The organism is Streptomyces sp. NPDC042364 (genome assembly GCF_056437585.1).
Genome location: NZ_JBWKAJ010000004.1, coordinates 317,651 through 335,691, shown reverse-complemented (window position 1 = coordinate 335,691; position 18,041 = coordinate 317,651). Strand labels below are relative to the sequence as shown.

Genomic DNA, 18,041 nt, shown 5'->3' with positions numbered 1-18,041 from the left:
CGAGCTGTCCGCTGCTGTGACTCGTCGGTGTGACACGCGGGGCGTACGAAGGGTTGTGTGCGGGTGGCCGGGAAGTGAACCGAACGTTCGGCGCGGGTGGTGCGTCCAGGGAGCGAAGCGACCCCTGACGAAGGAGACGTGACCATGCTCGTTCCCGTTGCGCGGACCGCCCTGGCGGCGCTCGTACTGGCCCCCCTCGCCGTCGGCTGCGCCGCGCTGGGCGGTGGCGGTGAGGCTTCGGGGTCCTGCGCGTTCGTGGTGGACTACCGCGACCGCGAGTACGTCGACGTGGGCCGCGTCGACTACGAACTCGGCGCGGAGGTGGGCACCGCACGGCATGCGGTGTGCGTGGACGAGGGCGGCGGCGAGGAGGACACCGGCGACGACCTCGCGGCGGAGGACCGGACCGTCTTGACGGCGTACGCCGTCAAGGGCATAGACACCGACGACGCCATCGCCGTCCGCGAGTCACCCGGCGGCGAGCTGTCCGTCATGGTGGACCCCCGGCCGGACGAGCCGATCCCGGACGCCGCGGAGCGGGTCTTCGGAGGGCGCCACGGCGGCGGCGGAACGGACGGAGAAGGGGACGGCGTCACCCCGCTGGAGGCACCCGAGGCCTGTGGCGGTGACGACGGTTCCTGTGCCGGCGGGGCGACTGCGGCGAAGTGCGCGTTCCTCGTGGAGTACGGCGGGGAGAGCTACGCCGGCCGCGGCGAGGCGGACTTCGAGCCGGGGGCGAAGCTGGGGACGGTCCGCACGGTGTACTGCGACGACACCCCCGGTGACGTGGACGCGACCCCCGAACCGGAGGTCTACGAGGCGTACGCGGTCAAGGGGCTGGACCCGGGCGACGCCATCGCGGTCCGCCGCTCGGCGGACGAGGAGCCGCTGTTCATGACGCGCCTGGGTGACGATCTGCCGCCGGAGGTCGAGGAGCGTCTCACGGAGCGCTGAGCGCCCCCTCCCCACCCGAACCGGTCGGCGGGGTGCGGGTCCGCCCGGCCGCGGCCGGTTGTCGGTGCCCTCTGCCAGGGTGGGCGCATGGGCGAGCTGGTGGAGCGGGTCGGTGAGGACGACGAGGTGATCGGGGTCGTCGACCGGGGGGAGGCGATCCGGCGGGGCTGGCTGCACCGCGTGGCGACGGTCGTGTGCCGTGACCCCGCCGGCCGGTACCTGGTCCACCGCCGCCCCGACGACATGTCCCGCTTCCCCGGTCAGGTCAACTGGCTGCTCGGCGGCGCCGCCGAGGTCGGCGAGTCGTACGAGGAGGCCGCCGCGCGGGAGCTGGCGGAGGAGCTGGGCATCCGGGCACGTCCCCGGTTCGTGCTGAAGTTCCGGTGCGCGGGGGCGATCAGCCCCTACTGGCTGGGCCTGCACGAGGTGGTCGTCACGGGTCCGCCGCGGCCTGACCCCGCCGAGATCGCCTCCTACGGCTGGGTGGGCGAGGCGGAGCTGGCCGCGCTGGTGCGGGAGCCGGCGTTCGTGCCGGACGCCCGCGAGGCGTTCGAGCGGTACCGCGCGCTGCGCGCGACACGGTGATGCCCCCGCGCTCCGGGGGGCGCGGGGGCATCGAGGGCACTGCTGGGCCGGAGGGCCGCAGGGTCACTTGACCGGCTGGGGCTCCGGCTCGCTCTCGGTCTCGGCCGCGCCCGCGGGGGGCTCGCCCTCGTCCGCCACCGGGGTCTTGACGGACTCCAGCAGCAGCTGGGCCACGTCGACGACCTGGATGGACTCCTTGGCCTTGCCATCGTTCTTCTTGCCGTTGACCGAGTCGGTCAGCATGACGAGGCAGAACGGGCAGGCGGTGGAGACGATGTCCGGGTTGAGGGAGAGGGCCTCGTCGACGCGCTCGTTGTTGATGCGCTTGCCGATCCGCTCCTCCATCCACATCCGCGCGCCACCGGCGCCACAGCAGAAGCCGCGCTCCTTGTGGCGGTGCATCTCCTCGTTGCGCAGCCCCGGGACGTTGGCGATGATCTCGCGCGGCGGCGTGTAGATCTTGTTGTGGCGGCCCAGGTAGCACGGGTCGTGGTAGGTGATGATGCCCTCGACCGGCGTGACCGGGACCAGCTTGCCCTCGTCCACCAGGTGCTGGAGCAGCTGGGTGTGGTGGATGACCTCGTAGTCGCCGCCGAGCTGCGGGTACTCGTTGCCGAGGGTGTTGAGGCAGTGCGGGCAGGTGGCGACGATCTTCTTGGCCGACCTGGGCTTCGCCGACTCCGGCGTCACCTTGCCGTCCTCGTCCAGCTCCTCGCCGAACGCCGTGTTCAGCGCCATGACGTTCTCCATGCCGAGCTCCTGGAAGAGGGGCTCGTTGCCGAGACGGCGGGCGGAGTCACCGGTGCACTTCTCGTCGCCGCCCATGATCGCGAACTTGACGCCCGCCATGTGCAGCAGCTCGGCGAAGGCCTTGGTGGTCTTCTTGGCGCGGTCCTCCAGGGCGCCGGCGCAGCCGACCCAGTACAGGTACTCGACCTCGCTGAGGTCCTCGATGTCCTTGCCGACGACCGGGACCTCGAACTCGACCTCCTTGAGCCACTCCAGCCGCTGCTTCTTGGCCAGGCCCCAGGGGTTGCCCTTCTTCTCCAGGTTCTTGAGCATCGTCCCGGCCTCGGACGGGAAGGCGCTCTCGATCATCACCTGGTAGCGGCGCATGTCGACGATGTGGTCGATGTGCTCGATGTCGACGGGGCACTGCTCGACGCAGGCACCGCAGGTGGTGCAGGACCACAGCACATCGGGGTCGATGACGCCGTTCTCCTCGACCGTGCCGATCAGCGGCCGCTCGGCCTCGGCGAGGGCGGCGGCGGGCACGTCCTTCAGCTGCTCCTCGGACGCCTTCTCCTCGCCCTCCATGGTCTTGCCGCCACCGGCGAGCAGATAGGGGGCCTTGGCGTGGGCGTGGTCGCGCAGCGACATGACCAGCAGCTTCGGGGAGAGCGGCTTGCCGGTGTTCCAGGCCGGGCACTGCGACTGGCAGCGGCCGCACTCGGTGCAGGTGGAGAAGTCCAGCAGGCCCTTCCAGGAGAACTGCTCGACCTGGGAGACGCCGAAGACGTCGTCGTCACCGGGGTCGGTGAAGTCGATCGGCTTGCCGCCGCTCGTCATGGGCTGGAGCGCGCCGAGGGCGGTCTCACCGGTGGCGTTCCGCTTGAACCAGATGTTCGGGAAGCCGAGGAAGCGGTGCCAGGCGACACCCATGTTGGTGTTCAGCGAGACGACGATCATCCAGATGAACGAGGTGCTGATCTTCACCATCGCGGTGAGGTAGACCAGGTTCTGCAGGACCGGGAGGCTGAGCCCCTTGAAGGCCAGGACCAGCGGGTAGGAGGCGAAGTACGCCGCCTCGTAGTGGTCGACGTCGTGGATCGCGCCCTCGAGGCCGCGCAGCACGTAGATGGCGAGACCGATGGTGAGGATGACGTACTCGACGAAGTACGCCTGACCGGCCTTGGAGCCCGCGAAGCGGGACTTGCGGCCGGCCCGCGAGGGCAGGCTCAGCAGGCGGATCACGATCAGCGTGGCGATGCCGAGGACCGTCATCACGCCGATGAACTCGATGTACAGCTCGAACGGCAGGAACCCGCCGATGACCGGGAGCACCCAGTCGGCCTCGAAGAGCTGGCCGAAGGCCTGGGCGAGGGTCGGCGGGAGGGTGAGGAAGCCGACGGCCACGAACCAGTGGGCGAAGCCCACGATGCCCCACCGGTTCATCCGGGTGTGCCCGAGGAACTCCCGCACCAGCGTCACACTGCGCTGGTAGGGATTGTCCGTACGGCTGCCGGCCGGTACCGGCTGGCCCAGCTTGAAGTACCGGATGAACTGACCGATGGCGCGTGCGAGCAGCGCGACGCCGACCACGGTCAGTACCAGCGACACGATGATCGCGGCGAGTTGCATTGGGGGCTCCTCGGGCCTGCGAGGTTCTCCTCCGCGGCGCCGGCGGGACGCCCGGAGATCATTACTAAGCGGTAACTTATGCAGTCCGTCTGAGACTACCCACTTCTTTTGCCGCACTGTAGCCAGCGAGGCGGTGATCTGCGTCGCTGAGGGTTGCCTGAGTGGGCGCGGGCTCGGCTACGGGTCGCGGCGGGTCCGGCGGGCGGTGTACTCCGTGCGGGGTCCCCCTTGCCCCGGATGGACGGACAAAACGATCGTGCTGTTGCAAAACGATCGTGTTATTCGGGAGGAATCGCCACATCAAGCCGTAACTTGGTTCCGTGTTGTACGGAATCCTCGCTGCCGCGTCCGCCCTGCTGGTCACCGCCGTACTGACGGCGGCCGTACGCGTGCCCGCGCAGCGGCTCGGGATCGTGGAGCGGCGGCGGATGCGGCCCGTGCCGCTGCTGGGGGGCGTCGCGCTCGTCTGCGGGGTGGGCGGTGTGGCGTGGCTGGGGGAATGGAGCGGGCTGGCGCCGCTGGGGGAGGAGGCTGTGCGGCTGCTCCTGGCGGGCATGGCGGTCGGGGGCCTCGGGCTCGTCGGCGACCTGCGCGGTCTGCCCTGGGTGGTGCGGCTCGCGGGCGTCGCCTGCGCCGCCGCGTTCGTCGTGCCGTACGAGGAGGTCGGCGTCCTCGGCGGCGTGGCCGCCGTCGCGTGGATCGTGTTCGTCGTGCACGGCTTCAAGGGGCTCGGGCGTCCCGACGGGGTGCTCGGGGTCGTCGGGGTGGTCACGGCGTTCGGGCTGGGCGTGTGCGCCGCCGCCGAGGTCCTCGACGGGCTGGCCGCGCTGTGCAGCGTTCTCGCCGCCGGGCTCACCGGGTTCCTGATGCGGAACTGGCCGCCCGCGCGTGTGGCGCTCGGGGAGTGCGGGGCGCTGTTCGCCGGGTTCCTGCTCGCGGGGGGAGCCGTCCAGGTGTACGCGTACGCCGCGGGGCACGGCGTCGGGATCGGCGCCCCCTTCGCGCTCACCGCGCTGGCGACCGCCGACGCGGTACTCGTCCTGCTCTCCCGGCGCCTGGCCGGAAGGGCGCCCTGGCGGAGCGGGCCCGACCATCTGCCGCACCGGCTGCGCCGACTGGGGCTCACCCCGGCGGGCGTCGCGGTGGTGGCGGGGGCGTGCGCGGTCGCGTCGGTCGCCGTCGGGGTCGCGGTCCACATGATGTGGATGACGGCGGGCGCGGTGTGGTGGGTGGTGGGCGCCGCGGTCGTCGTCGTGGCGGGGATGTCGCGGGTGCGGGTGTACGGGCTCGGCGGCGCCGCCGGAAGCGGCGCGGACGCCCGAACGATGTCCCGCCCCCGGCGGCCCGATCCGTCTCCGGCGACCGACGGGCTCCCCGGAGCCGCCTCCGGCCCCGCCCCGGAGCCCCGCTCCCCGCACGGCTCGGACGGGGTGGCCCTCAGGCGCCGCGCGTAGGGAGAGAGGGGATCCTGGGCCTGGGCCGGCGGAGGATCCCGCTTCTTCACGAGGACCTGGAGGCAGGTACCGCGTGGATACGTCTTACGGGGCGTGACGAGCGATCGCAAGAGCCTCATTCGTGATCTCCGCCGTGCCGCTCCGGCGCTGGCCCTGGCCATGGCCGCGGCCTGCACCGCCCTCGCGGTGACCGGCTCCGCCGCCTCGGCCGCGCCGTCCGCCGCGCCGTCGGCTCCGGCCCCCGCCGACTCCCTCGCCCTCGAACTCCCCCGTCCCGCCGGCCCGTTCGCCGTGGGCCGGACCTCGCTGCCGTTGCGGGACGAGTCACGGGCCGACCCCTGGGTGGCCACCGAGCGGCGGGAGCTGATGGTGTCGCTGTGGTACCCGGCGCGGCCCGGCGGGCCCGCCCGGCCGGCGCCGTACATGACGGAGCAGGAGTCGGCCGCCCTGCTGGAGCTGCTGGGTGCCGACGACGTCCCCGAGGACACACTGGCGAAGGTGCGGACGCACTCCGTGGCCAACGCCCGCCCGCTGGCCCGGCGTTCGCCGCTGGTGCTGCTCTCGCCGGGGTTCGAGCTGCCCCGGGCCACGCTGTCGTCGCTCGCCGAGGACCTGGCGAGCCGGGGCTACGTGGTCGCGGGTGTCGGGCACAACCACGAGGCCGTCGGGACCACCTTCCCCGGCGGCCGCACCACGCCGTGCTCCGCCTGCACTCCGCCGTACGACCAGGCCAAGCTGACCAGGATCGGCCAGGGGCGCGCCGCCGACATGCGGTTCGTGCTGGACCGGCTCACCGGGCCCCGTCCGGTCTGGGGCGGTGGCGGGGCGATCGACGCGCGGCGGGTGGCGATGGTGGGGCACTCCGCGGGCGGGTACAGCACCGTCCCGGCCATGCGGGGCGACCGCAGGATCGACGCGGGGCTCACCCTGGACGGTCTGGCCGAGGTCTCCACGCCCGGCGTGGACCGGCCGTTCCTGATGATGGGCGCGCCCGAGAACGCGCCGGGCGGTGCGGGCGAGCCGTACTGGGGGCGTACCTGGTCCGCGCTGTCGGGGTGGAAGCGCTGGCTGACCGTCGACGGTGCCCGGCACGAGTCCTTCACCGATCTGCAGGCGCTCGTCGAGCAGGCAGCCCCGGAGGCGGCGGAGGCGACGGCGCGGCGCACGGTGCGGGGCGCGGCGGAGGGGCCGGCGGCGGGGACGGTGGCGGAGGCTGGGCTCTCGGGCGCGCGGGGGGTCGAGATCACCCGCGCCTACGTCGGCGCCTTCCTGGACCGGCATCTGCGGAACCGGCCCCGCCCCCTTCTCGACGGCCCTTCGGTTCACCTTCCCGAGGTACGGTTCTGGGCCCCATAGCCGGGCTGATCCCCAGCTCAGCGGCCTCCTGTACATAAGCGGGAGATAAAAGTTGAGTCGGCTCGACTCAGGTCTGTTGACCCGGCGGGACGGGTCGTGCACACTTGAGTCCGTTCCACTCAAGTCAGCTGGAGGAATTGACATGGCACGTGCGGTCGGCATCGACCTGGGCACGACTAACTCCGTCGTCAGCGTTCTGGAGGGCGGCGAGCCCACCGTCATCACCAACGCCGAGGGCGCCAGGACCACGCCGTCCGTCGTCGCCTTCGCCAAGAACGGTGAGGTGCTCGTCGGCGAGGTCGCCAAGCGCCAGGCGGTCACGAACGTGGACCGGACGATCAGGTCCGTCAAGCGTCACATGGGCACGGACTGGAAGATCGAGCTGGACGGCAAGCCGTTCAACCCGCAGCAGATCTCCGCGTTCATCCTCCAGAAGCTGAAGCGGGACGCCGAGGCGTACCTGGGCGAGAAGGTAACGGACGCGGTCATCACCGTTCCCGCGTACTTCAACGACTCCGAGCGGCAGGCGACGAAGGAAGCCGGTGAGATCGCCGGTCTCAACGTCCTCCGTATCGTCAACGAGCCCACCGCGGCCGCCCTGGCCTACGGTCTCGACAAGGACGACCAGACCATCCTCGTCTTCGACCTCGGTGGCGGCACCTTCGACGTGTCGCTCCTGGAGATCGGTGACGGCGTCGTCGAGGTGAAGGCCACCAACGGTGACAACCACCTCGGCGGTGACGACTGGGACCAGCGCGTCGTCGACTACCTGGTGCAGCAGTTCAAGGCCGGCCACGGCGTGGACCTCGCCAAGGACAAGATGGCGCTGCAGCGTCTGCGCGAGGCCGCCGAGAAGGCGAAGATCGAGCTGTCCTCCTCCACGGAGACCTCGATCAACCTGCCCTACATCACCGCCTCCGCCGAGGGCCCCCTGCACCTCGACGAGAAGCTCACCCGCGCCCAGTTCCAGCAGCTGACCGCGGACCTGCTGGAGCGCTGCAAGACGCCGTTCCACAACGTCATCAAGGACGCCGGGATCGCCCTGTCCGAGATCGACCACGTCGTTCTCGTCGGTGGCTCCACCCGTATGCCCGCCGTCGCCGAGCTCGTCAAGGAGCTGACCGGCGGCAAGGAGGCCAACAAGGGTGTGAACCCGGACGAGGTCGTCGCCATCGGCGCCTCGCTCCAGGCCGGTGTCCTCAAGGGTGAGGTCAAGGACGTCCTGCTCCTCGACGTGACCCCGCTGTCCCTCGGCATCGAGACCAAGGGCGGCATCATGACCAAGCTCATCGAGCGCAACACCACGATCCCGACCAAGCGGTCCGAGATCTTCACCACGGCCGAGGACAACCAGCCGTCCGTGCAGATCCAGGTCTACCAGGGCGAGCGCGAGATCGCGGCGTACAACAAGAAGCTCGGGATGTTCGAGCTGACCGGTCTGCCGCCGGCGCCCCGCGGCGTCCCGCAGATCGAGGTGTCCTTCGACATCGACGCCAACGGCATCATGCACGTGACCGCCAAGGACCTGGGCACGGGCAAGGAGCAGAAGATGACCGTCACCGGCGGCTCCTCGCTGCCGAAGGACGAGGTCGACCGGATGCGCCAGGAGGCCGAGCAGTACGCGGAGGAGGACCAGAAGCGCCGCGAGGCCGCCGAGACCCGCAACCAGGGCGAGCAGCTCGTCTACCAGACCGAGAAGTTCCTCAAGGACAACGAGGACAAGGTCCCCGGCGAGATCAAGACCGAGGTCGAGGCGGCCGTCGGCGAGCTGAAGGAAGCCCTCAAGGGCGAGGACACCGCGGAGATCCGCTCGGCCACCGAGAAGGTCGCCGCCGTGTCGCAGAAGCTCGGCCAGGCCCTTTACGCCGACGCCCAGGCCGCGCAGGCCGCGGGCGGCCCCGAGGGTGCCGCGGCCGGTGCCAAGGCCGACGACGACGTCGTCGACGCCGAGATCGTCGACGAGGACCGGAAGGACGGTGCCGCGTGACGGAGGAGACCCCGGGCTTCGACGAGCAGCAGCCGCAAGGTCAGCCGCAGCAGCCCGACGTCCCCTCCTCCGGCTCCGAGGACGCCGAGCCGAAGGCCGCCCCCCAGGAGGGGGCGGCCCCGGCCGGGGACGCGGCAGCGGCGGCCCAGGTGGCCGGCCTGACGGCCCAGCTGGACCAGGTGCGCACGGCGCTCGGTGAGCGCACGGCGGACCTCCAGCGGCTCCAGGCCGAGTACCAGAACTACCGTCGGCGGGTCGAGCGCGACCGGATCACGGTCAAGGAGATCGCCGTGGCGAACCTCCTGACCGAACTCCTGCCGGTGCTCGACGACATCGGCCGCGCGCGGGAGCACGGCGAACTCGTCGGCGGATTCAAGTCCGTCGCGGAGTCGCTGGAGACCGTCGCGGCGAAGATGGGCCTCCAGCAGTTCGGCAAGGAGGGCGAGCCCTTCGACCCGACGATCCACGAGGCGCTGATGCACAGCTACGCGCCGGACGTCACCGAGACGACGTGCGTGGCGATTCTGCAGCCGGGGTATCGCATCGGCGAACGGACCATCCGCCCCGCGCGGGTGGCCGTGGCCGAGCCCCAGCCGGGTGCGCAGACAGTCAAGGCGGACTCCTCCGAGTCCGCGGAGACGGCCGACGACAAGGAGAACGGTGGCCCGGACGAGGGCTGACGTCGACGACGCGAAGAACGAGCGGAAGGAGGGACGTCGGGGATGAGCACCAAGGACTTCATCGAGAAGGACTACTACAAGGTCCTCGGCGTCCCCAAGGACGCCACCGAGGCCGAGATCAAGAAGGCGTACCGGAAGCTCGCCCGCGAGTTCCACCCGGACGCCAACAAGGGCAACGCCAAGGCCGAGGAGCGGTTCAAGGAGATCTCCGAGGCGAACGACGTCCTCGGCGACCCCAAGAAGCGCAAGGAGTACGACGACGCCCGCGCGCTCTTCGGCAACGGCGGCTTCCGTCCGGGACCCGGCGCCGGGGGCGGCACGTTCAACTTCGACCTGGGCGACCTCTTCGGAGGCGGCGCCCAGGGCGGACAGGGAGCGGGCGGCTTCGGCGGCGGGATCGGTGACGTCTTCGGGGGCCTGTTCAACCGGGGCAGCTCCGGCACCACGCGGGTGCAGCCCCGACGCGGCCAGGACATCGAGTCCGAGGTCACGCTGAGCTTCACCGAGGCCATCGAGGGCGCGACCGTGCCGCTGCGGATGTCCTCGCAGTCCCCCTGCAAGGGCTGTTCGGGCACGGGCGACGCCAACGGCACCCCCCGGGTGTGCCCGACGTGCGTCGGCACCGGCCAGGTCGCGCGGGGCTCCGGCGGCGGCTTCTCGCTGACGGACCCCTGCCCGGACTGCAAGGGCCGGGGCCTGATCGCCGAGAACCCCTGTGACATCTGCAAGGGTTCCGGCCGGGCCAAGTCGTCCCGCACCATGCAGGTCCGCATCCCGGCGGGTGTCGCCGACGGGCAGCGGATCCGGCTGCGCGGCAAGGGCGCGCCCGGCGAGCGGGGCGGTCCCGCGGGCGACCTGTACGTGGTCGTGCACGTCGACGCGCACCCGGTGTTCGGCCGCAAGGACGACAACCTCACGGTGTCCGTGCCGGTGACGTTCGCCGAGGCGGCGCTCGGCGGCGAGGTCAGGGTCCCGACCCTGGGCGGTCCGCCGGTCACCCTGAAGCTGCCCCCGGGCACCCCCAACGGGCGTACGATGCGGGCCCGCGGCAAGGGAGCGGTCCGCAAGGACGGCACCCGCGGGGACCTGCTGATCACGGTCGAGGTGAGTGTCCCGAAGGACCTGTCGGGGAAGGCTCGTGACGCGCTGGAGGCGTATCGCGAGGCGACCGCGGGCGAGGACCCGCGGGCGGAGCTGTTCCAGGCCGCGAAGGGAGCATGAGTGTGATGGACGGCCGCCGTCGAAACCCTTACGAGCTGACGGAAGAGACACCGGTGTACGTCATCTCGGTGGCCGCCCAGCTCTCCGGTCTGCACCCGCAGACCCTGCGCCAGTACGACCGCCTCGGCCTGGTCTCGCCCGACCGCACCGCCGGGCGCGGCCGGCGCTACTCGGCCCGTGACATCGAACTGCTGCGTACGGTCCAGCAGTTGTCGCAGGACGAGGGCATCAACCTGGCCGGCATCAAGCGCATCATCGAGCTGGAGAACCAGGTCGCCGCCCTCCAGGCGAGGGTGGCCGAGATGGAGGCCGCGCTCGACGGCGCCGCCGCGGCGATGCAGCAGCGCGAGGCCGCGGTGCACGCGTCGTACCGGCGTGACCTGGTGCCCTACCAGGAGGCGCAGCGGACGAGCGCGCTGGTGGTGTGGCGGCCGAAGCGGCAGCAGAGCCCGGACTGAGGGCCGCCCCCGGCCGTCCGTGAGCCGTGGCCCGGCCGGCGGGGGCACTCTGCGTCGAGCACTACATCAGGGGAACCTGCGGCCGATCTCCGCGGGCACGCGACAAGGGCCCTGCCGGTACCGGGGAGTACCGGCGGGTCCTCCTCCGTGCGCCGGGGGCGTCAGCCGGGCAGCAGGTCGCCGGCCATCTCGATCCCCGTCATCCACAGCGGCTGGGCGCCCGTGCCGAACGCCGCGGCCAGCGCGTAGCCGAGGGCCGCGTCCAGCGCCTGCGGCTCGGCGTCCTCGCGCCACTCCACCAGGACCTTCCCGTCGCCCTCGGAGGAGAAGTCGCCGAGGTACGACCCGGCCCGGACCAGCCGGCTGCCCGGGACGGAGTCGGGCACCAGCCGCCAGGAGCGCTCCGCGTACCGCACGTCGACGCGGTACGAGCGCCGGGTCAGCCGGCCCTTGGCGGGGTCGATCACCGCCTCCTCGCCGTCGATGGTCAGGGTGAGCAGCGCGCCGTCACGGGTGCCGACCGGTATGTGGTCCGAGCCCTCCGTTCCCGCGGCCCGCCGCAGCTCGACCCGTGGCACACGGTCGCCCGACACGGTGACCTCGCCCCGCTCGGCGTCCAGCCGCAAGGTCAGCGCGCCGAACAGGTAGTCCTCGACGACATGCTCGACGACCGGCTTCGGCCCGGCATCCGCGTCCTCGTAGGCGTCCTCGTACCCGTCCTCGTACGCGTAGTCGTTGTACGAGTCGTCGTCGTGCCTGTCGTCGTACGCGTCGTCACCGGGGCCGCCGTGGGTGTCGTCGCACGGGGGGTCCTCGGGGGAGCCGTGCGCGTCGCTGCCGATGTTCCTGGAGAGCGAGGCCGTGGGAGCCGGGTCCTTCGGCATTGCGGTGTTCCTCTCGCCGTGGTGGGGATCTGACGGTGGTCAGTACGTCAGGTAGAACGGCAGGCGGCGTTCTCACGCTCCCGCGGTGGCCGGCTGGGTGGCGGCGGCTGAGGGCCGCGATGCCGGTGCAGTCGAGGAGGACCCGCCCGGAGTCCGGCTCGCAGAAGGGCTGGAGGAGCGGGAAGACGGTCGTTCGGCCGCTGCCGGAGGGCCCGACGAGCGCGGTGACACCGCCGACGGGGGCGACCGGACCCACCCCGTCGAGGGTGGGGGCGCGGCCCGGACAGGCGAACGTGACGTGCCACGCGGCGGTGGACGACCTGGAGGAGATCATCGCGGCGACAGCGGGATGACGGTCTCGGTGCGGGGCAGCCGTACCGCCGTGACCTCGACCTTCGCGGCGCCGGTCCGGTTGACGTAGTCGACGCGCAGGGTGTGCCGTCCGGACGGGACGATGACGTCGACGCTCCTCGCGACCGGCGTCGGGACGTCGCTGCGCAGGTCGATCCGCAGCCGGCCGTCGAGGTACACACGGACGCCGCCGTCCGACCGCGACGCGGTGAGGGTGAGCGGGCCGCCGGAGCCGAAGTCCCGTGTCACGCTCCACCGCACCCCGAAGTGGTCGTCCGGCAGCCCGGGAGCGGGTGCGTCCGTGCCCCAGTTCTGGTCGATCGCACTGTCGCAGTCCGTCGTCACCGGCACGCCCGAGAACGACACGTTCGCGAACATCTGCCGCTTGAACACGGACGGCGCGCAGGTCACCGCCGCTTCGGCGGTCAACGCGTACACCCCGCCCATCGCCGCGGCGATGGCCGTGGCCACGGCGGTGGTCCCCACCCGCTGCCGCCGGTACCCACGGCGCCGACGACGCCACGACCTCCCGGACACGGAACGAGAACCTTCGGACATCACTCGCAGCCCCTTCGGCCCACGGACACGGAACGAATGACTTCGGGCGTGGGGGTGGTGGGGCGCTACAGCGCAGGTGGGGCTGCTGGGACACCTGAGCGCGTAGCGGCGAGGATAGGGGATGACCGCCGGGGTGGGAACGGGGGGCCGGATGCCGGTCCCTGCCGGTCCCTGCCGGTCCTGCCGGTCCCTGCCGGTCCCTGCCGTGGCGGGTGATCAGGTCCCGCGGGGCGCCGTCGACTGCTCGCGCCCCCAGGCGGCCAGCGGCTGGAGCGCTTCGTTGAGGCGGACGCCGTTCTCGGTCAGCGAGTACTCGACGCGGGGCGGCACCTCGTCGTAGGAGACACGGTGCACGACATCGTCCGCCTCCAGCTCCCGCAGATGCGAGGCCAGCACCTTCTCGGTGATCCCCGGAAGCAGCCGGCGCAGCTCGCCGAAGCGACGGCAGGGCTGCTCGTGGAGCGCCCAGAGGATCAGCACCTTCCACTTGCCGCCGATCACCTCCATCGCGGTGTCGATCCCGCAGACGTGTCCGTCCGGTGTGCCCGGCCGGTTCAGCGTCGTCATGCCCCACCCTTCCGACGTGCTTGCTCACCCCGGGGTAACCACCCACCACCAAGTGCGTACTTGATCGCGTCCAGAGCTGTGACCAGCCTAATCGGCATGACACAGAACACCGTTGAGAAGACACCCGTCACCCTGCTGGGCCTCGGCGCGATGGGCACCGCGCTGGCCCGTACCTGGCTCGCCGCCGGCCACCCGCTCACCGTCTGGAACCGCACGCCGGCCCGCGCCGCGGGACTCGCCGCCGAGGGGGCGACGGTCGCCGACACCGCCGCCGCGGCGGTCGCGGCGAACACCCTGGTCGTCGTCTGCCTGCTGGACGACACGTCGGTCGGCGAGGTGCTCGCCGGCACCGACCTGGCCGGCCGGGACCTGGTCAACCTGACCACCAGCACCCCCGAACAGGCCCGCGCCCGCGCCGCCTGGGCCCGCGAACGCGGGGCCCGTTACCTGGACGGCGGGATCATGGCCGTCCCCCCGATGATCGGCCTCCCGCAGGCCGGCGGCTACGTCTTCTACAGCGGATCACGGGAGCTGTTCGAGCGGCACCGGGACACCCTGGGGGTCCCCGTCGGCACCACCTACGTCGGCGAGAACCCCGGGTTCGCGGCCCTGCACGACGTGGCCCTGCTCAGCGCCATGTACGGCATGTTCGCGGGCGCCGCGCACGCCTTCGCGCTGATCCGCAAGGAGGACATCGACCCCGTGGAGTTCGCCCCGCTGCTCGCCGACTGGCTCGTCGCGATGGCCCCGTCCGTGCACCAGACCGCCGACCGGCTGCGCGGCGGCGACTACACCAAGGGTGTCGTCTCCAACCTGGCCATGCAGGTGGCCGGCACGCCGACCTTCCTGGAGACCGCCGAGCAGCAGGGGGTCAGCCCGGAACTCCTCAGCCCCTACTTCGAGTTGATGCGTCGCCGTCTGACCGAGGGCAGCGGCGAGGAGGACCTGACGGGCGTGATCGACCTGCTGGCGCACTGACCGTGCGGGTGACCGTGCGGGGCGGGTGGCCCGGGTGGTCGGGACTCGGCGCGGGGTGAGCCCTTCATGCGTCACCAGTTCGAGTGAACTGAGGGCGTATCCGCAGGTGAGGCCATGTGGCCGCCTAGCGTGACGGCGTTGCTTGTGCCCCGTGCACGCCCAGCCCACAGTTGAGGAGGAGGTGTCACCTTGACCGCTCTTGCACACGAGAGGCCCGAGACCATGTCCGAGGCAGGGACTGAATTCGCGAACGGACCCAGCCCGGACGAGGCCCTGTGGCAGGTGTGGAAGGCCATGGACCCACCCGAGGGCTACCGCGCTGAGATCATTGAGGGAGCCATCGAGTTGTCGCCCACCGCCCGCCGTTCGCACATGCTGATCGCCAATCGAGTGCGCCGGGCTCTGGACAGGTTCCTGGACGGTGGTGAGTACGCCTGCCACCAGGACGTGAACGTGATCCACGAGCGTAAGGCCTGGGTGCCGGACGTCTTCGTGGCTCCGGAGGACACGGAGCCATGCCGTGACGAGGACGACATGGGTGTGCGCGCCGACTCCGTGCAGCTCATCGTCGAGGTCGTCTCCCCGGGGAAGCGGAACCAGGACCGGGACCGGGTGAAGAAGCGGCGCGAGTACGCCCGCGCCGGTATTCCGGTGTACGTCGTCATCGACGACCACGACGGTGAGGGCGCCGTCACGCTCTTCACCGGACCACGTCCGGAGGCGGCCGACTGGGGGGACATCCGCCGGTCCGCCTACGGCAGGGAGGTCGTCATCCCCGAAGGGCCTGCCAAGGGTTTCGTCATCGGCGAGGCGATCACGGGGCCGGGGCGGGGCTGATTCTCGGTCCCGTCCCTGGTGACCGCCTCGGTCGGCCCGGTCAGCGGCCCAGGCCGACACCCGGACCGGGGTGCTCGTGGCCGGGCGGCGGCTGCCAGGGCTGTTGCGTGGCGGGGCGGGGTGGGCCTGTGGTGCCGCGCCTGGGCATGCCGATCTCCCAGAGGGGGGTCTCGGGTGCGGGTCTGACCGGGGCGGGCCCGTTGGGGGTGGGCGGGCTCGGGTCCCGCTCGGCGGTGGGGGGCTGCTGGTGCGGCCGGGTCTCCTTCTGGGGTGGGGCGGTGTTCGCGGGGCCCCCTCCCGGCGTTTCCGTCTCCGCGGCCGCCTCCGGCGTCAGGTCCGGGCGGCGCCAGCGCTCAGGGATGGTCGACCTTCGTTGTACGGCGCTCTCGTCACCCGCCTGTAGTGCTGCCACGGCCCGTGCGCGCAGGGCGCTCTGCCGGGCGACGGGGGCGAACCCGGGGGCGGCGTTGCCGGTCTCGGCGGGGAGGCCTCGGGCGCCCATCTCGTTCAGCTGCCGCTGGAGGCCCGACTCCGGGGTGAAGACCTCGCGCGGCAGCTGCCAGGCGGCCGCCCCGTCCACGTCGACCCGGTGCTCCTTGCCGTCGACGGTGAAGGTGAGGCCGTAGCCGATGTACTGGTCGTCCTTGTCGAACTGCAGGTCACCGGAGATCTCCCCGCCCCGCTCACGCACCTCGTCGGCGAGGACCTGGAGGGCGGGCGGGAGCGGGTTGGTACGGCCGAGGCTGGTGACGTAGCCCTCCGCCCGGAGCACCTTCCGTTGCCTGTTCTCCCCCTCCCCCTCCTCGTAGGGGATCTGGAAGCGGGTCTCGCCGGACTTCTCGTCCCGGTAGGTCTCGATGGCGCCCACCCGCGCCCTGATGAACGTCAGACGCCCGTCACCGCGAGGGCCGTACGCCTCCTCCATGGCCGGGAACTGGACCTGGTGCCGCAGGGCCGGCGGCGGCGCCGAGCCGATGATCGTGACGTGGGCGTCCGGGTTCTGCATGAGGATGATCTCGGCGTTGGCGACCCCGGTGCCGCCGGAGCCCGCGACGACCCAGTCCTTCGCCCGACGCGCGTCGAAGCGGTTCTCGGCGACCTCGTCGCCGAGCAGCGCGCGGCCCGGCGCCTCCTCCCGTGCCGTCTCCCACTTCGCGGTCGAGTCGAGGGCGCCGAAGCAGTTGCCGATGCGGGCCTTCTCGGGGCCGAGACCGGCGGTGAGGGCCTCCAACAGCGGGGACGACTTCAGGACGCCGAGCACCGTCCGGGCGTCCGCCCCGCCTCGCTCGGCCTGGGTCAGCCAGGCCCGCAGCTCGGCCGCCCCCGCCAGACCCCGCTGAGCCAACTCCCGCAACCGGTCGGTGATCAGTCGTACGGCCTCGCCGCGGCTCTCCACGGCGTGCTCCCCGCGCGGCATGCCGGGTACGACCTCGGGGGTCAGACCGGTCGCGATGCTCGGGGTGCCGTCGCAGGCCACCCACAGTGGGGGAGGGGCCTCTTTGCCTTCCTCCGCCGGCCGCTGGATCTCGGCGAGGAGTTCGCCGCTCCGGCCGAGCCGCAGGCGGGCGTGGCCGTTCACCACGTCTCCCCGGGTGGCGAGTTGGTCCTCCCAGATCCGTACGGCCTCGATGGGCAGGCGGTCACCGGGGTGCTCGACCGTGGAGTGCGGATCGACCCCCATCCACTGGGCGAGGTCCCGGTCCTGGTCCGCCGACTGCACGATGCCCCGGCCGGGGTCCAGGTGCCACCGGCCCGCCCCGTCGATCAGCAGCGCGTCCGTGTCCCGCCCGGTCAGGCTCGCGCCGCCGCCGATCACCACGCGGCGGGTCGGGAACTGGCCCTGCGCCAACTGCCCTTCGATCGCCCGCTCGGTGCGTGCGCTGATCTGGGCGCGGTACTCGGCCCACTGCGTCGCGACCGCCTCCAACTGGTCTCGGGGAAGGGGCAGTCCGTTCTGGTCGTAGCCCGGCATCGGCATGGTGACATCACGCCGGCCGATGAAAGCCTCGACCTGGCGCTCGGCTCGTAGGGCGGCGTCGCGGGAAGCCTGGAGGGCGGCGGCGTCGGTGGGGTTCAGGTGTTCTATGGGGTGGGCGAGGGCAGCGATCAGAGGTCTCGCATTGGAGGAGAGCGAGCTCCACGAAGCGAAGAGCCGTGTTCGAGCCGACTTGCGTTCGGCGGCGTGCGCTTCTGCCTCCGCGAGGGCCGACACCGGCCGCAGACCGCAGTGGTCGATCAGGGCTGAGAGGTCGGCACGTGCCCCGGCCCGCTGCGGCTCCGCGAGTTCCGGGTCGGAGGCGCGGGCGGCCAGCCAGTTCAGTTCGGCGATGCGCCCGTGGTCCCGGCTCGACAGTTCGTGTCGGTCGCCCAGGTTGGTCTCCTGGTTCAGGAGGTTCTCGCGTACCGGCGCCAGCCCTTGACTCGACCGGTCGCGCGCTGCGATGAGTTCGCCCACCTCGTGGGCGAGGACACGGGTCAGGAATTCGCCGGGCAGACGGTCGGATATCTGTACGACGTACTGATCCGTCGCCGTATTCGTCATCGTGTTGGAGATCATTCCCGACACCATGGGAATGGCGTCCACCCAGAGGTCGGCCGAGCCGCCCTGAGTGTCCTGCAGGGAGAAGTACTCTCTGCCGTCCTCGGACACCTTCTCCTCGAACGACGCGAAACGCTCCCCGAGTACGACGGTCGTCACCGTACGCAGCTCTCTTCTGACCGTCGCGATCAGCGCCGCCTGCTGGGCACGCGTCCCCGCGTCGGTGGTCGTCGTGTCCACGTGACGTTCCTCCCCCGTATCCCCGCCGACG

General features: G+C 71.6%; 16 protein-coding genes. 10 read left to right on the top strand and 6 right to left on the bottom strand.

Annotated features, from left to right (window positions below; genetic code table 11):
• Positions 1-144 precede the first annotated feature (144 nt).
• Both AC067N_RS10945 and AC067N_RS10940 read left to right on the top strand, forming a co-directional pair.
• Positions 145-954, top strand: coding sequence for a DUF6281 family protein (locus AC067N_RS10945; protein ID WP_478678569.1), 810 nt, complete (start codon positions 145-147; stop codon positions 952-954).
• A gap of 87 nt (positions 955-1,041) precedes the next feature.
• Positions 1,042-1,539: an NUDIX domain-containing protein gene (locus tag AC067N_RS10940; protein WP_478678568.1), complete on the top strand. Its 498-nt coding sequence runs from the start codon at positions 1,042-1,044 to the stop codon at positions 1,537-1,539.
• 63 nt (positions 1,540-1,602) lie between these two features.
• Here the strand turns inward: AC067N_RS10940 and AC067N_RS10935 are convergent, their stop codons facing one another.
• Positions 1,603-3,900 (bottom strand): (Fe-S)-binding protein, encoded by a 2,298-nt coding sequence (locus AC067N_RS10935; RefSeq protein ID WP_478678567.1) that lies wholly within the window; start codon positions 3,898-3,900, stop codon positions 1,603-1,605.
• A 320-nt stretch (positions 3,901-4,220) separates the two neighbouring features.
• Here AC067N_RS10935 and AC067N_RS10930 point away from each other — a divergent pair, with 320 nt between their 5' ends.
• From AC067N_RS10930 to AC067N_RS10905, 6 genes are all read left to right on the top strand, one after another.
• Positions 4,221-5,354, top strand: a complete 1,134-nt coding sequence (locus tag AC067N_RS10930; RefSeq protein WP_478678566.1) for an MraY family glycosyltransferase — start codon at positions 4,221-4,223, stop codon at positions 5,352-5,354.
• Between the two features lie 93 nt (positions 5,355-5,447).
• Complete coding sequence (locus AC067N_RS10925; RefSeq protein WP_478678565.1) at positions 5,448-6,710, top strand: alpha/beta hydrolase family protein; 1,263 nt, start codon at positions 5,448-5,450, stop codon at positions 6,708-6,710.
• 142 nt (positions 6,711-6,852) lie between these two features.
• A complete protein-coding gene (gene dnaK, locus AC067N_RS10920) occupies positions 6,853-8,697 on the top strand; it encodes a molecular chaperone DnaK (protein WP_478678564.1) in 1,845 nt (614 codons plus the stop codon).
• Positions 8,694-9,377 carry a nucleotide exchange factor GrpE gene (grpE, locus tag AC067N_RS10915; protein WP_478678563.1) on the top strand — a complete coding sequence of 228 codons (684 nt, stop codon included), beginning with the start codon at positions 8,694-8,696 and terminating at the stop codon, positions 9,375-9,377. The genes dnaK and grpE overlap by 4 nt, the downstream gene beginning before the upstream one ends.
• Before the next feature lie 42 nt (positions 9,378-9,419).
• Complete coding sequence (gene dnaJ / locus AC067N_RS10910; RefSeq protein ID WP_478678562.1) at positions 9,420-10,598, top strand: molecular chaperone DnaJ; 1,179 nt, start codon at positions 9,420-9,422, stop codon at positions 10,596-10,598.
• A 5-nt stretch (positions 10,599-10,603) separates the two neighbouring features.
• Positions 10,604-11,056: a heat shock protein transcriptional repressor HspR gene (locus AC067N_RS10905; RefSeq protein ID WP_478678716.1), complete on the top strand. Its 453-nt coding sequence runs from the start codon at positions 10,604-10,606 to the stop codon at positions 11,054-11,056.
• Between the two features lie 161 nt (positions 11,057-11,217).
• Here the strand turns inward: AC067N_RS10905 and AC067N_RS10900 are convergent, their stop codons facing one another.
• The 4 genes from AC067N_RS10900 to AC067N_RS10885 all read right to left on the bottom strand — a co-directional run bounded on the left by AC067N_RS10900 (position 11,218) and on the right by AC067N_RS10885 (position 13,416).
• Positions 11,218-11,940 carry a hypothetical protein gene (locus tag AC067N_RS10900; RefSeq protein WP_478678561.1) on the bottom strand — a complete coding sequence of 241 codons (723 nt, stop codon included), beginning with the start codon at positions 11,938-11,940 and terminating at the stop codon, positions 11,218-11,220.
• Entirely contained in the window at positions 11,831-12,274 is a 444-nt protein-coding gene (locus AC067N_RS10895) for an ATP-binding cassette domain-containing protein (protein ID WP_478678560.1), read from the bottom strand. Before AC067N_RS10895 ends, AC067N_RS10900 begins: the two co-directional genes overlap by 110 nt.
• Positions 12,271-12,762, bottom strand: coding sequence for a PA14 domain-containing protein (locus tag AC067N_RS10890; protein WP_478678559.1), 492 nt, complete (start codon positions 12,760-12,762; stop codon positions 12,271-12,273). Before AC067N_RS10890 ends, AC067N_RS10895 begins: the two co-directional genes overlap by 4 nt.
• A 303-nt stretch (positions 12,763-13,065) precedes the next feature.
• Complete coding sequence (locus AC067N_RS10885) at positions 13,066-13,416, bottom strand: winged helix-turn-helix transcriptional regulator (protein WP_478678558.1); 351 nt, start codon at positions 13,414-13,416, stop codon at positions 13,066-13,068.
• Positions 13,417-13,512: 96 nt separating this feature from the next.
• On the opposite strand from AC067N_RS10885, the gene AC067N_RS10880 reads away from it, so the two are divergent.
• Both AC067N_RS10880 and AC067N_RS10875 read left to right on the top strand, forming a co-directional pair.
• Positions 13,513-14,394 (top strand): NAD(P)-dependent oxidoreductase, encoded by an 882-nt coding sequence (locus tag AC067N_RS10880; RefSeq protein WP_478678557.1) that lies wholly within the window; start codon positions 13,513-13,515, stop codon positions 14,392-14,394.
• A gap of 189 nt (positions 14,395-14,583) precedes the next feature.
• The gene (locus AC067N_RS10875) at positions 14,584-15,231 is read left to right on the top strand and encodes a Uma2 family endonuclease (RefSeq protein ID WP_478678556.1); all 648 of its coding nucleotides are present in this window, start codon (positions 14,584-14,586) and stop codon (positions 15,229-15,231) included.
• A gap of 40 nt (positions 15,232-15,271) precedes the next feature.
• Here the strand turns inward: AC067N_RS10875 and AC067N_RS10870 are convergent, their stop codons facing one another.
• Entirely contained in the window at positions 15,272-18,010 is a 2,739-nt protein-coding gene (locus AC067N_RS10870) for a hypothetical protein (protein WP_478678555.1), read from the bottom strand.
• Positions 18,011-18,041 lie beyond the last annotated feature (31 nt).

Bases quoted from the DNA above. Each gene is read 5' to 3' on its own strand.
- AC067N_RS10945 (WP_478678569.1), top strand. From the start codon at position 145: ATGCTCGTTCCCGTTGCGCGGACCGCCCTGGCGGCGCTCGTACTGGCC.
- AC067N_RS10940 (WP_478678568.1), top strand. From the start codon at position 1,042: ATGGGCGAGCTGGTGGAGCGGGTCGGTGAGGACGACGAGGTGATCGGG.
- AC067N_RS10935 (WP_478678567.1), bottom strand. From the start codon at position 3,900: ATGCAACTCGCCGCGATCATCGTGTCGCTGGTACTGACCGTGGTCGGC.
- dnaK (WP_478678564.1), top strand. From the start codon at position 6,853: ATGGCACGTGCGGTCGGCATCGACCTGGGCACGACTAACTCCGTCGTC.
- dnaJ (WP_478678562.1), top strand. From the start codon at position 9,420: ATGAGCACCAAGGACTTCATCGAGAAGGACTACTACAAGGTCCTCGGC.
- AC067N_RS10905 (WP_478678716.1), top strand. From the start codon at position 10,604: ATGGACGGCCGCCGTCGAAACCCTTACGAGCTGACGGAAGAGACACCG.
- AC067N_RS10900 (WP_478678561.1), bottom strand. From the start codon at position 11,940: ATGCCGAAGGACCCGGCTCCCACGGCCTCGCTCTCCAGGAACATCGGC.
- AC067N_RS10895 (WP_478678560.1), bottom strand. From the start codon at position 12,274: ATGATCTCCTCCAGGTCGTCCACCGCCGCGTGGCACGTCACGTTCGCC.
- AC067N_RS10885 (WP_478678558.1), bottom strand. From the start codon at position 13,416: ATGACGACGCTGAACCGGCCGGGCACACCGGACGGACACGTCTGCGGG.
- AC067N_RS10880 (WP_478678557.1), top strand. From the start codon at position 13,513: ATGACACAGAACACCGTTGAGAAGACACCCGTCACCCTGCTGGGCCTC.